This is a genomic window from Gallibacterium melopsittaci, assembly GCF_042433085.1.
Lineage (GTDB): Bacteria > Pseudomonadota > Gammaproteobacteria > Enterobacterales > Pasteurellaceae > Gallibacterium > Gallibacterium melopsittaci.
The window spans coordinates 56,802-69,306 of the sequence record NZ_JBHLWA010000008.1 but is presented as its reverse complement, the minus strand read 5'-3'; the positions used below and the strand labels follow the sequence as shown (position 1 = coordinate 69,306).

The window sequence follows — 12,505 nt, the reverse complement described above, 5'->3', positions numbered from 1 at the left end:
GGTTATATTTGGTCATAAAAAATCTGCACCTCTGTCTGTTGGATAATAAGTCCAACTTTAGGGGTGCAGATCAGCCTACTGATTTTAGTAGGCTTTTTTATTCCACCTCAGTCATAAACAATCACCAAAATACCCATTAATAGGTATTAAAAATGAAATTCCTATTTTATTGATATTGTTACTTTTTATAACACAAAATAGGTAGAAACAGTGATTTCCATCTCACTTTTAAGTTTTACCTCTAAAACTTTTTGATTAAACTCAAAAAATTGCAATTTAACCTTAGAATTATTGTGCATATTTAGCTAAAGTAAGCGATGCTTATAATTGTCTTTTCCCTTTATTCTCAAGGGATTGGGGATATCTAAACTTATTTATATTTTGTTATTAGTGAATAACTATTTATGTTGGGGTAATTATCGTGAAAACTTTCAAACAAGCGATGCTTCTATTATTAGCTGGAACTGCCACTATGGGAATGGCTACTGCACAAGCTGCTGAACAACCAGCCAACAATCCGACCACTGCACAAACTCAACCTACCGATAAATTTAAAGATATGAAATTTGATATTGATAAGGTATCTGTGCGTAATGATCTTTATGCTGAAAAATACCCATTACAGTATCAATCTTGGTTGAGTACCAAACAATCTGAAAAAATTGGAGATGCATTAGCAGAAGATCCTCGTTTAGTCGTTTTATGGGGCGGTTATTTATTTTCTGTCGAATATAATCATCCTCGTGGTCACTATTATGCAATCACTGATGTACGTAATATTTTGCGTACTGGTGCACCAAAAGATGAAAATTCAGGTCCTCAACCAGCGGCTTGTTGGACATGTAAAAGCCCTGATGTTGCTCGCTTGATTACTGAAAAAGGTGAAGATGGTTACTTTGGTGTGAAATGGGCTAAATGGGGAAATGAAATTGTCAACCCAATTGGCTGTGCTGATTGTCACGATACTAATTCTGCGGCCTTCGCTAAAGGTGAACCTGCACTTCGTATCGCTCGTCCACACGTATTACGTGCATTAGATAAAGTTGATTGGAACTTTGAACGTTCTGATAAAACAGATAAACGTGCAGCAATCTGTGCTAATTGCCATGTTGAATATTACTTCGCTGGTGATAAAAAAACCGTTACCTTCCCTTGGGATAACGGTATGAGTGTAGAACAAATGGAGGCTTACTACGACAATCTTAAATTTAAGGATTGGGTACATTCTCTTTCAAAAGCCCCAATGTTGAAAGCACAACACCCTGACTTTGAAATTTGGACAATGGGAATGCATGGTAAAAATGGTGTAACTTGCGTAGATTGTCATATGGCAAAAACTCAAGCACCAGATGGCCGTGTTTATACTGACCACAATATCGGTAATCCATTCGATAATTTCCAAAATACCTGTGCTAACTGTCACGATCAAAGTAAAGAAAAATTACAAGGTATCGTGAACTCTCGCAAAGAACGTGTTACCCAAATGCTCGTGAAACTTGAAGATCAACTTGTTCACGCTCACTTTGAAGCGAAAGCAGCTTGGGATGCAGGTGCAACAGAAGATGAAATGAAAGATGTATTACAAGATATTCGTCACGCTCAATGGCGTTGGGATTACACATCGGCAAGTCATGGTGCTTATATGCACGCTCCTGAGGTAGCCTTAAATGTATTAGGCTCAGGATTAGATAAAGCAGCAGATGCACGCCGTAAATTAGCTGTAATTTTAACGAAACATAATGTTGCTCAACCTGTTGCTATTCCAGATATTTCTACCAAAGAAAAAGCACAAGCTGCTATTGGTATTGATATGGAAAAACACAGACGTGAAAAAGATGAATTCTTAAAAACTGTTGTTCCTCAATGGGATAAAGAAGCAAAAGAAAAAGGCTTATTGCCTGCTGATGCAAAATAAATCTCATCAAGGTTGCCTCTCTCATTGAGGCAACCATAAATTCTGTATTTAGTTGAGGAAAAAACAATGAATTTCTATGCTATGTTGAAAAAATGGCTACTTGCTGGTACGGCAATCACTCTCTTTGCATTTACTTTTAATGCCACTGCAGACAATGCTACTCCTAATGCTAGCTCTAACAATACATTAACTTATCAACCACAATTGGAAAACCAACGTGATCCAAACCAGTATTGTGCTAAATGTCATAAATTTAATAACCAACAATTCCATGGCACACATCTAAGTCAAGTTAGCCCAAATACAGGCAAACCAATTACTTGTGTCAGTTGTCACGGTAAAATTTCAGAAGATCACCGCCGTGGTGTGAAAGATGTAATGCGTTTCCATGGTGATATTTTTGATGGCAAAAAACCAATGTACACCGTGCAAGAACAAAACCAAGTCTGTTTTGCTTGCCATCAACCAGAAAAATTAAGAGAAAAATTCTGGGCACATGATGTCCATGCAATGAAATTGCCTTGTGCAAGCTGTCATACCTTGCATCCAGAACATGATGCAATGCAAGATATTCAGCCAAAACAACGTGTGAAATTATGCGTTGATTGTCATGGTAAACAACAAGCTATTCGTGAAGAAAAAGAAAAAGCTAAACAACCAAGTAAGGATGCACAATGAATTGTTCACGCCGAAACTTTGTTTCAGGAATAGGGGCGTTAATGTTAGTTGCTGGAGGCAGCAATAAAACATTAGCGACCGTACTCTCTGAAGAAAAAAACAAACGCTACGGAATGTTACACGATGAACGGAGCTGCATTGGTTGCACGGCTTGTATGGATGCTTGTCGAGAAGTAAACCATGTTCCAGAAGGTGTTTCTCGTCTTGAAATTATTCGTAGTGAACCTTATGGTGAATTCCCAAATGTTGAATATGAGTTTTTCCGTCACTCCTGCCAACATTGTAGTAATGCACCTTGTGTTCACGTCTGCCCAACTGGTGCCTCATTTATTGATGCCAAAACGGGCATTGTTGATGTGAATAAAGATCTGTGTGTAGGTTGCCAATACTGTATTGCCGTTTGTCCTTATCGAGTCCGTTACATTAATCCAATTACCAAAGCAGCGGATAAATGTAACTTCTGTCGTGATACTAATTTGGCTAAAGGTAAACAACCTGCTTGCGTAGAAGCCTGTCCAACTAAAGCATTAACTTTTGGTGATCTCAATGATCCAATGAGCGAAATTTCACAAAAAGTGCGTAAAGATCAGGTTTATCGTACGAAAGTTGAATTAGGGACTGAACCTAACCTCTATCATATTCCAAGTAAACATGGGGAGATTAGACGATGAGTAGTCCATTTCATTTCCCATCTCTCGTGTGGGACGAAATTATTGCCATTTATCTCTTTTTATTAGGAATTTCTGCTGGTGCAACTATGCTGGCAGTACTATTAAAACGAAGTGGTAATGCGGGGATCAATCCAGCAGAAAATAATGTGATTCGCTGTGCTGCTATTATTGCACCAGTTACTATTATTTTAGGTTTAGTGATTTTGATCTTCCATCTAACTAAACCATGGACATTCTGGTACTTAATGTTTAACTACCACCATACTTCAATTATGTCGATGGGGGTAATGTTATTCCAAATTTATATGGCATTTTTATTGTTATGGTTAGCCTTTATTTTTAAAGCGTTAATTGCACAATTAATTGCCCGTTTTGTCCCAAAATTAACTTTTGTAAACACGCTTATTACCAAATTAGAACGTTTCAGCTCGCCAGTTGAAATTATCTTAATATTCCTTGCTGTCCTACTAGGGGCTTATACAGGATTTTTACTTTCTGCCTTGATTAGTTATCCAATGCTTAACAATCCAGTATTACCTGCATTATTCTTAGCTTCAGGTACCTCTTCTGGAATTGCTGCATTGATGTTAGCGACAGTATTGTTTACTAAAGAGGGTACCCATTCTGCTGCGTTAAATTTTGTCCATAAATTTGAATTGCCAGTAGTATTAATCGAAGCGTTTTTACTCTTTGCATTCTGTATTGGACTTTATTTAGGTGGTGGTCAAAAAACTGTCGCAATTTATAATGCGGTTGGAACAGGATTTTGGGCATATGTATTCTGGATTGGCTTAGTAGGTATTGGCTTAGTCTTGCCTACCTTGTTAAATGCAGTTGCATCTAATGCTATGAAACATCGCAAAGGTTTCGTTATCTTAGTCACAACATTAAGTTTAATTGGCGTGTTATGCTTACGTTTTTGGGCGTTATACGCAGGACAAATGACACTTGCTTAAGTAAGTGTGCATAACAAAGTGGTAAAAAGTGATATGTTGTTCTCTCAACATATCACTTTCATTTTTCTTGAGCATCTTGATATAAATAATTTATGGTCGTTGAGTTAGGATTTATCAGTTTATTATTAGTTGTAGTTTTCACTGGATGTTTAGCCTTATTACCCACTTATGGTGTATGGCGTAACAATCCATTTTTTATGCAACTTGCCCAACCACTAAGTTTACTTTATACCCTATTTACAACGATAACATTGGTTCTATTAGCTTATGCATTCGCTACCAATGATTTTTCTATTGAATATGTTGCTCAACATTCCAATTCAAAATTACCTTTATTTTATCAATTAGCCGCAACTTGGGGTGGACATGAAGGTTCAATGCTATTTTGGCTCTTTGCACTTTCGCTATGGACAGGGCTTTTTGCTTGGTTTAACCGCCATACCGATCTCCGTTTAATGACGATTACCTTGATTATTATGGGATTAATCGGTTTCTGCTTTGCACTTTTTATTCTATTTCTTTCTAATCCCTTTCAACGCTTGATTCCTGCTGCTATTGAAGGACGTGATTTAAATCCTATGCTACAAGATATTGGCTTAATTGTGCATCCACCACTTCTTTATCTTGGTTATGTAGGGTTTGCGATTAATTTTGCGCTCATCTGTGCGGCTTTGCTATTACAACAATTCAATGCCGCCTTAGCTCGTTTATGCCGCCCTTGGGTATTAGCCTCGTGGGCATTTTTAACGATTGGCATTGTTTTAGGTTCTTGGTGGGCATACTACGAATTAGGTTGGGGTGGCTGGTGGTTTTGGGATCCCGTTGAAAATGCTTCTTTAATGCCTTGGTTATTGGCTACTGCTCTCTTACATGGGCTAATTGTGTATGAAAAACGAGGCATTTTCATTTATTGGGTCATGTTATTATCCATCTTTACTTTTGCCTTGAGTTTATTAGGGACATTTATTGTCCGTTCTGGTGCTATTGCTTCTGTACATGCTTTTACTATCGACCCACAGCGAGGGCAGGCATTACTAGCGATATTTTTTCTCTTTACGATTGGAGGATTAATCCTGTTTGCTTTACGCGCAAGTAATCCGCCATCAATCGTTCGTTTTCAATGGTTAGCAAAAGAATCTGCCTTACTGATCACTAATATCCTTTTTTCCCTTGCCACATTAATTGTGTTTGTTGGCACATTTTACCCAATGATTTTTACCATGATGGGCTGGGGCAGCATTTCCGTCGGTACACCTTATTTTAATCGCTTATTCTTACCACTATTAGTTGTCTTACTTATATTGATGCTATTTGCCCCTCAATGGTCTTGGCAACAAACATCATTTACTCGTTTACGTCGTGCAAGCTATTGGTTATTACCGGCACTGCTATTAACACTATTACAAATATGGCAACAACAAGGGCTACAATTTTCTGATATTTCAGTTGTTGCTATTTGCCTATTAATTTTCGCTTGGTGGCTATTACTCAATACGCTATTTGCTCGTTGGATTAAAGATATAAAACAATGGGGTATGCGGCTAGCACATATTGGTTTAGCAATGAGCGTTATTGGTGGCACAATTAGCAATTTCTATGCCGAAGAGATCAGTGTCAAAATGAAAGCAGGCGATACTCAAACTTTACATCAGTATCAATTTACCTATCTTGGCTATCGTAATGAAATCGGGCCTAATTACACAGCAGAACGCACCTTTTTCACGGTACAACGAAATAATAAACATATTGCCCAAATTAGTGCCGAACGCCGTTTTTACGATGTACGCACCATGAATATGAGTGAAGTGGGGATTGCTTGGGGCTGGTTTGAAGATTTGTATATTGTGATGGGGAATAAATTATCGAGCGATGAATTCACTTTCCGTTTACATTATAAACCTTATATTCGTTGGCTCTGGCTAGGTGGCTTACTCATTATGCTCGGTGGTTTCCTCGCAATGTGGAATGCTAGAAAACCCAAAACAAAAGGATAAGCAATGAAACGTTGGCTATTATTCACTCCTGTGATCATTATTTTGCTTTTTGCCTTGGTCCTCTTTTTCGGATTAAACCAAGATCCACTGCAAAAAATGAAAGATCATCTTAATAAACCTCTGCCAGCATTAGTGTTATCTGATTTACAAGACAATACTCGCACTTGGCAAAATAGTGATCTACCACAAGGTCAGGTCTATTTAATTAATATTTGGGGCAGCTGGTGTCAATATTGCAAACAGGAATTTCCTTTGCTACATCACATCAGTCAGCAATACCAACTACCAATTATTGGCATTGACTATTTGGATAAACGAGAGAATGCGCTTAATACATTGGCTGAGTTAGGTAATCCATTCCAATTAAATGCTTATGATAGTAAAGGTGTATTTGCCGCAGAACTCGGCATTAATGGAGCTCCTTATACCTTTATTATTGATAAAAAAGGCATTATTCGTTATTTTTTTGAAGGTGGCGCAATTAACCAAACCATTTGGCAACAGCAAATGTTACCTTTAATCCAACAATTACGGACGGAACCTTAATGCAACGCTTTTTGTTTATTTTGCTAACTTTATGCAGTATCGCTAATGCTGAAATTGTCGATACCTTTCAGTTTCATTCTCCAGAAACACAACAACGTGCGATTGCTTTAGCAAAAACTTTACGTTGCCCGCAATGCCAAAATCAAAATTTAGTCGAGTCGAATGCAGCAGTGGCTTATGAATTGCGGCTTGAGGTTTATCAAATGGTAAATGAAGGTAAAAGTGATGATGAAATCATCAATATTATGACCGAACGATTTGGCAATTTTGTCCGCTATGATCCTCCATTTACGCTTAACACCTATTTATTATGGTTATTACCAATACTCGCTTTATGCATTGCTATCGTTGCAAGTTTGTATTATTTAAGAAAACGCAAAGTAAGTAAGCCATTAACAACGGACGAACAACAACAAATCAATGCTTTTTTACAACAGCAGGGGCATCATGATTAATTCAATTTTCTTTTCTGGATTGATACTTTTTTTAGTGATCATTGTTTTGATCCTATATTGGTATCGTCCAAGTCAAACTGTTGATTATGCCAATCAACAACTTAATCAACAGCTACTCGATCAACAACTTACTGAGAACAAAAAACAACAAAATACTACCTTATTAAATGAAACGGCCTATCGCTTTATGCAAGAACAAGCTGTTCCTTTATCTTTACCAACAGCACAACATCGTCAAAAAGCATTTACAGTCATCCTTGGCTGTGTCCTATTTTTTCTCGCTATCAGTTATTATGCGATGACCAACCGCTGGCAAACCATTACTCAACTTAATACACCAATAAAAACAGAAGCGAGGTCACAAAATCAAAATGAAGATATGATTTTGTCTATTCAACGAAAAATCCGTGAAAATCCAAATCAGGGTGAAAATTGGTATGAATTAGGGTTAGCTTATGCGCAGAATAATGAATTTGATAACGCTTTAGAGTCTTATTCCAGAGCAACAATTTTATTAGGTCGCCAACCACAAATTTTAGCTGCCGCAGCAACCGCTCTCTATTATCAACATAACCAAACATTAACAGCTCAAGCTCAACAATGGTTACAAGAAGCATTGCAACAAGATTCAAATGATACCACTGCGTTGTTGCTACTCGCTAATGATGCGTTTCAACAAGCACATTACCAACAAGCGATTAAATTATGGCAACAAATTTTAGATAGTCAACGTAAAGTTGACCGTAAATTATTGATTAATATGATGAATATTGCAGAAGAGAAAGCAAGAGTGCAATAAAACTTGCACTCTTTTTTACATTATTGATGGATCCTTGCTAAACCAGCAGCTAAATCATGAATTAAATCATCAGGATCTTCTAAACCGACATGAATACGCACTAAACTTCCTGTTAATTTGCGCTGAATATTTGGACGAATTCGTGCTATTTCTTCTGGCTGATTGACTAGAATCAGTGATTCATAACCACCCCATGAATACGCCATCGAGAACAATTGGAAATGATCCAAAAAGTTTGCCACTTGTTCATCGTTTAAACGTTGTTGTAATTCAAAGGAAAATAATCCACTCGCCCCTTTAAAATCACGCTGGAAAAATTGATGTCCTGGACAACTTGGTAATGCAGGATGATAAACTGCTTTAACTTCTGGCTGTTCTGCTAACCATTTTGCAATTTTTAAGCTACTTTCACCATGCTGTTTCAAACGTAATGCTAATGTACGAATCCCTCTTGCTGTCATATACGCCGTATCCGCATCAACCATTTGCCCCATTAAATAAGATTGTTCTCGCAGTTGATCCCATGTTCGTTCATTAGCCACCGCTGTCCCAATCATTGCATCAGAATGCCCGACTAAATATTTTGTTCCTGCTTGAATAGAAATATCAATCCCATACTGTAACGCTGGAAATAACAATCCACCTGACCAAGTATTATCCAACATAATCACTAACTCTGGATTTTTTGCACGCACCGCTTGCACAATCCCTGGGATATCACCAACTTCCATCGTTAGTGAACTAGGTGCTTCAAGAAAAACCACTTTCGTATTTTCTTGGACTAATGCTGCCACCTCTTCTGCCGATAACATTGGATCAAAAAAGGTCGTTTCTATGCCCATTTTTTTTAAAATAATTTGACAAAATTCTTGTGTTGGTTCATATGCTGCTCCCGTGACCAGGATATGATCGCCTTGCTGAACAAATGCTAATAAACTATTACTAATTGCTGCTGCACCACAAGGATACAGATAACAACCTACACCACCTTCTAACTCACACATCACATCTTGCAATGCAAAATGTGTCAATGTACCACGACGACCATAAAATAATGCTTGTTGTGCACGTTTTTTAGTCGCAATTTTCTTCTCGGCTACACTATTAAATACTAAAGAAGATGCTCGTTGGATAACTGGATTTACACTACCTTGTGTCACTCGATTGTTACGACCAGAATGGATAAGTTGGGTGTTTTTTTGTTGTATTTGCGTTACCATTATTAAACCTCTCTTGGTAAATATATAGTTCAACATTAATTGATTTGATAGATAAAAACAACTGTATATTTTCTGGGGAAAGCGGTATCTTTTACCGCGTCGAAACAACGAGCTCACATCAATAATTCGTTGTTTTATCTTAATCATTAATTAGATACTCACAAGGAGATAGTTATGGTATTAGTAACTCGTCAAGCACCAGATTTTACTGCATCTGCAGTATTAGGTAACGGTGAAATCGTTGATAATTTCAATCTTAAAAAACATATCGAAGGTAAAGCAGCAGTTGTTTTCTTCTGGCCTTTAGACTTCACTTTTGTTTGCCCATCAGAAATCATTGCATTTGATCACCGTTATCAAGAATTCAAAAAACGTGGTGTTGAAGTTGTTGGTGTTTCTATCGACTCTCAATATACTCACAACGCATGGCGTAAAACTCCAGTAGATCAAGGTGGTATCGGCGAAGTTCAATTTGCTATGGTTGCTGATGTTAAACACGAAATCGCTGAAGCTTATGGTATTGAACACCCAGCAGCAGGCGTTGCATTACGTGCATCTTTCTTAATTGACAAAAATGGCGTAGTTCGTCACCAAGTTGTTAACGATCTTCCATTAGGTCGTAACATCGATGAAATGCTTCGTATGGTTGATGCTCTTGCATTCCACGAAGAACATGGTGAAGTTTGCCCAGCACAATGGTCAAAAGGTAAAGAAGGTATGAAAGACAACCCAGAAGGTGTTGCTGCATACTTGAAGAAAAATGCTGACCAACTTTAATTAATTATTCCTATAAAACATCTAGAACCCTGTTTCTATACAGGGTTCTATCTTCATACAAACTATCCTCTTTTTCTTTTCAATCTTGACTATTTTCTACATAAAACTTGCTCTATCTAGATCAATTTTTAAAGATTTACCCTAATAAAATCTATGATTAGCTATTATATTCCTATACAATAAGCGTCATTTATAAAAATGGGGACAGATAAAATGCCAAAAATACTTCTTGTTGACGATGATATTGAATTTACTAATTTACTTGCTGAAGTCTTAATGATGGAAAGTTTTGATGTTGAAGTCGTTCATAATGGAGAAGAAGCATTAAACAAATTAGATCCTAGTTTTGAGCTAATCTTATTAGACATTATGATGCCAAAATTAAATGGAATCGAAACATTAAAACTTATTCGTCAAAAATATACCACACCGGTATTAATGTTAACTGCTCGTGGTGATGATGTTGATAGAATTTTAGGATTGGAACTAGGCGCAGACGATTATCTATCAAAACCATTTAATGATCGTGAATTAGTTGCTCGTATTAAAGCAATATTACGTCGTGTAAAAACGCCATCAATCCCAAATACGGTTACCAATAGTTTAGAAATTAATACTCTCGATGAGTCAAAAACGCTGCAATTTAATGACATCACTCTTTATCCTGGTCGTCAGCAAGTCATGTATCAAGGAAGAGATCTTGAGTTAACTGGTACAGAGTTTGCTTTATTACATATGTTAATTCGTAACCCAGGGTTAATACTTTCTAGAGAGTTACTTTCTATTGAAATTTTAGGAAAAAAATTAACTCCTTTCGATCGTGCTATTGATATGCATATGTCTAATTTACGCAAAAAATTACCACCAAGATCAGATAATTTGCCTTGGTTTAAAACACTTAGAGGTAGAGGTTATCTTTTAATTACAGATAAATAATAGTAATTTCCTTTTTACAAACCCTCATTTTTAACTCTCCTCTAAATGAGGGTTTTGTTATTAATAGATTAATTTATGAAAATAAAATTATTCAAACCATTTTCTACGCTAACAGGTCAAATATATCTATACTTTATTTTAATATTTTGTATTTCTTTTATTATTGCTGTTATTTTACCTTCACTTGACTCAAGAAATTATACTATTATCAAAGATAAAGAAGTAAATTTTTATAACAATATTATCTTCTCTATGATGGAAAGGATGGACGATAATGATATATTCCATCTTCAATCTCAAGTAGAATATCTGGAAAAAGAAAAACATCTCAGATTTGCTTTAGTTAACCAATCTGGAAAAATTCTAAATGTTAATTATCAAGATTATGCTAATTTAAAAGAATTTATTTTTCGTTCAAATAACCCACTATTCCCACAAAAAAAACAATTTGATTCTTCAGAAATTTTAGGTCCATTCCTGATTAAATTCTCTTACGAGGGACAAAAACCATCAACTTATTATACTTATTTTATTAAAAGTGTTCCTCCAACTCATCCTTTAATTAAAGAATTCTTTGATAATTCTCTCCTGATGCTTTTAGTCATTAGTATTTTTACCGCTCCATTATTATTAATTCTTTCCTACCAAATTACATCACCAATAGTGAAATTACGCAAAGCTGTAAATAGTGTGGCCATGGGGCATTTTATTATTAATGAAGATTTAGAAAAACAAGGTCCTGTAGAAATTCAAGCTGTAGGGAAAAGTTTTAATCAAATGGTAACTGCATTAGAGAACTTATTAAATGCACAAAAAAGGATGCTTTCTGATATATCTCACGAACTAAGAACACCATTAGCAAGATTAAAACTATCTGCCGCAATTATTCGTCGTCGTTATGGCGAAACACCCGAGTTAGCTAGAATAGAACTTGAAGCTGAACGTTTGGAACAAATGATTTCAGATATATTAAATATCTCTCGTCAACAAATTAATAGCCATCTTGAACATGAAATTTCTCCAATTTCAGATATTTGGGAAGATGTCATTGAAGATACTAAATTTGAATTTGAACAATTAAATAGAGAACAAAATATCCATAAAAAACTCATTATAGAAAATAATATTCAAGAACCACATCGTTATTTTATTAATGGCAATGTTTCTGCACTCGCTGGTTCATTAGAAAATATTATTCAAAACGCTAAAAAATATGGTAATGAAATTATTAAAATCTCTTTTTCTATCCATAAAGATCAACTAATTATTGGTATTGAAGATGATGGTAATGGCATAGATCCAAGTGAATACCATAAAATTTTTGAGCCTTTTTATCGTGTAGATACTGCTCGTACTAGAGAATCTGGTGGATTTGGTTTAGGGTTAGCCATCGTAGCTAATACTGTTAAACAACATCAAGGATCAATTCACGCTCATCGCAGTGAACTTGGTGGTTTATCTGTTAAAATTCATCTTCCTTTATGGTTTGATTAGTAAATCAAAAATTTTGTGATATAAATTACAAAAAATAGATTTAATCATTGAATATTTTAAAATT

The 12,505-nt window shown here is 36.0% G+C and carries 12 protein-coding genes; 11 read left to right on the top strand and 1 reads right to left on the bottom strand.

All coding sequences use genetic code 11. The annotated features are described in order from the left end of the window. The first annotated feature begins 442 nt into the window (after window positions 1-442). The 8 genes from nrfA to ACFFHT_RS02020 all read left to right on the top strand — a co-directional run bounded on the left by nrfA (window position 443) and on the right by ACFFHT_RS02020 (window position 8,014). Window positions 443-1,915: an ammonia-forming nitrite reductase cytochrome c552 subunit gene (nrfA, locus tag ACFFHT_RS02055; RefSeq protein WP_382372990.1), complete on the top strand. Its 1,473-nt coding sequence runs from the start codon at window positions 443-445 to the stop codon at window positions 1,913-1,915. Between the two features lie 66 nt (window positions 1,916-1,981). Continuing rightward, on the top strand, window positions 1,982-2,593 hold the full coding sequence (nrfB, locus tag ACFFHT_RS02050; protein WP_382372984.1) for a cytochrome c nitrite reductase pentaheme subunit: 612 nt from the start codon (window positions 1,982-1,984) through the stop codon (window positions 2,591-2,593). Then, a complete protein-coding gene (gene nrfC / locus ACFFHT_RS02045; protein ID WP_382372982.1) occupies window positions 2,590-3,264 on the top strand; it encodes a cytochrome c nitrite reductase Fe-S protein in 675 nt (224 codons plus the stop codon). The genes nrfB and nrfC overlap by 4 nt, the downstream gene beginning before the upstream one ends. Then, complete coding sequence (gene nrfD, locus ACFFHT_RS02040) at window positions 3,261-4,220, top strand: cytochrome c nitrite reductase subunit NrfD (protein WP_382372980.1); 960 nt, start codon at window positions 3,261-3,263, stop codon at window positions 4,218-4,220. The genes nrfC and nrfD overlap by 4 nt, the downstream gene beginning before the upstream one ends. 92 nt (window positions 4,221-4,312) lie before the next feature. Then, on the top strand, window positions 4,313-6,214 hold the full coding sequence (locus tag ACFFHT_RS02035; protein ID WP_382372978.1) for a heme lyase CcmF/NrfE family subunit: 1,902 nt from the start codon (window positions 4,313-4,315) through the stop codon (window positions 6,212-6,214). A 3-nt stretch (window positions 6,215-6,217) separates the two neighbouring features. After that, complete coding sequence (locus ACFFHT_RS02030; protein WP_382372976.1) at window positions 6,218-6,760, top strand: DsbE family thiol:disulfide interchange protein; 543 nt, start codon at window positions 6,218-6,220, stop codon at window positions 6,758-6,760. After that, the gene (gene nrfF, locus ACFFHT_RS02025; RefSeq protein ID WP_382372974.1) at window positions 6,760-7,215 is read left to right on the top strand and encodes a heme lyase NrfEFG subunit NrfF; all 456 of its coding nucleotides are present in this window, start codon (window positions 6,760-6,762) and stop codon (window positions 7,213-7,215) included. The genes ACFFHT_RS02030 and nrfF overlap by 1 nt, the downstream gene beginning before the upstream one ends. Then, on the top strand, window positions 7,208-8,014 hold the full coding sequence (locus tag ACFFHT_RS02020; RefSeq protein ID WP_382372972.1) for a TPR domain-containing protein: 807 nt from the start codon (window positions 7,208-7,210) through the stop codon (window positions 8,012-8,014). The genes nrfF and ACFFHT_RS02020 overlap by 8 nt, the downstream gene beginning before the upstream one ends. A gap of 20 nt (window positions 8,015-8,034) precedes the next feature. Here ACFFHT_RS02020 and metC read toward each other — a convergent pair whose 3' ends face one another. Then, window positions 8,035-9,234, bottom strand: a complete 1,200-nt coding sequence (gene metC / locus ACFFHT_RS02015; RefSeq protein WP_382372970.1) for a cystathionine beta-lyase — start codon at window positions 9,232-9,234, stop codon at window positions 8,035-8,037. Window positions 9,235-9,408: 174 nt separating this feature from the next. On the opposite strand from metC, the gene ACFFHT_RS02010 reads away from it, so the two are divergent. The 3 genes from ACFFHT_RS02010 (at window position 9,409) to cpxA (ending at window position 12,441) form a co-directional block, all read left to right on the top strand. Then, entirely contained in the window at window positions 9,409-10,011 is a 603-nt protein-coding gene (locus ACFFHT_RS02010; RefSeq protein WP_382372968.1) for a peroxiredoxin C, read from the top strand. 213 nt (window positions 10,012-10,224) lie between these two features. Next, complete coding sequence (locus tag ACFFHT_RS02005; RefSeq protein WP_382372966.1) at window positions 10,225-10,947, top strand: response regulator; 723 nt, start codon at window positions 10,225-10,227, stop codon at window positions 10,945-10,947. A 75-nt stretch (window positions 10,948-11,022) separates the two neighbouring features. After that, a complete protein-coding gene (cpxA, locus tag ACFFHT_RS02000; protein ID WP_382372964.1) occupies window positions 11,023-12,441 on the top strand; it encodes an envelope stress sensor histidine kinase CpxA in 1,419 nt (472 codons plus the stop codon). Window positions 12,442-12,505 lie beyond the last annotated feature (64 nt).

Bases quoted from the DNA above. Each gene is read 5' to 3' on its own strand.
- ACFFHT_RS02005 (WP_382372966.1), top strand. From the start codon at position 10,225: ATGCCAAAAATACTTCTTGTTGACGATGATATTGAATTTACTAATTTA.
- nrfF (WP_382372974.1), top strand. From the start codon at position 6,760: ATGCAACGCTTTTTGTTTATTTTGCTAACTTTATGCAGTATCGCTAAT.
- cpxA (WP_382372964.1), top strand. From the start codon at position 11,023: ATGAAAATAAAATTATTCAAACCATTTTCTACGCTAACAGGTCAAATA.
- metC (WP_382372970.1), bottom strand. From the start codon at position 9,234: ATGGTAACGCAAATACAACAAAAAAACACCCAACTTATCCATTCTGGT.
- ACFFHT_RS02035 (WP_382372978.1), top strand. From the start codon at position 4,313: ATGGTCGTTGAGTTAGGATTTATCAGTTTATTATTAGTTGTAGTTTTC.
- ACFFHT_RS02030 (WP_382372976.1), top strand. From the start codon at position 6,218: ATGAAACGTTGGCTATTATTCACTCCTGTGATCATTATTTTGCTTTTT.
- nrfC (WP_382372982.1), top strand. From the start codon at position 2,590: ATGAATTGTTCACGCCGAAACTTTGTTTCAGGAATAGGGGCGTTAATG.
- ACFFHT_RS02020 (WP_382372972.1), top strand. From the start codon at position 7,208: ATGATTAATTCAATTTTCTTTTCTGGATTGATACTTTTTTTAGTGATC.
- nrfA (WP_382372990.1), top strand. From the start codon at position 443: ATGCTTCTATTATTAGCTGGAACTGCCACTATGGGAATGGCTACTGCA.
- nrfB (WP_382372984.1), top strand. From the start codon at position 1,982: ATGAATTTCTATGCTATGTTGAAAAAATGGCTACTTGCTGGTACGGCA.
- ACFFHT_RS02010 (WP_382372968.1), top strand. From the start codon at position 9,409: ATGGTATTAGTAACTCGTCAAGCACCAGATTTTACTGCATCTGCAGTA.
- nrfD (WP_382372980.1), top strand. From the start codon at position 3,261: ATGAGTAGTCCATTTCATTTCCCATCTCTCGTGTGGGACGAAATTATT.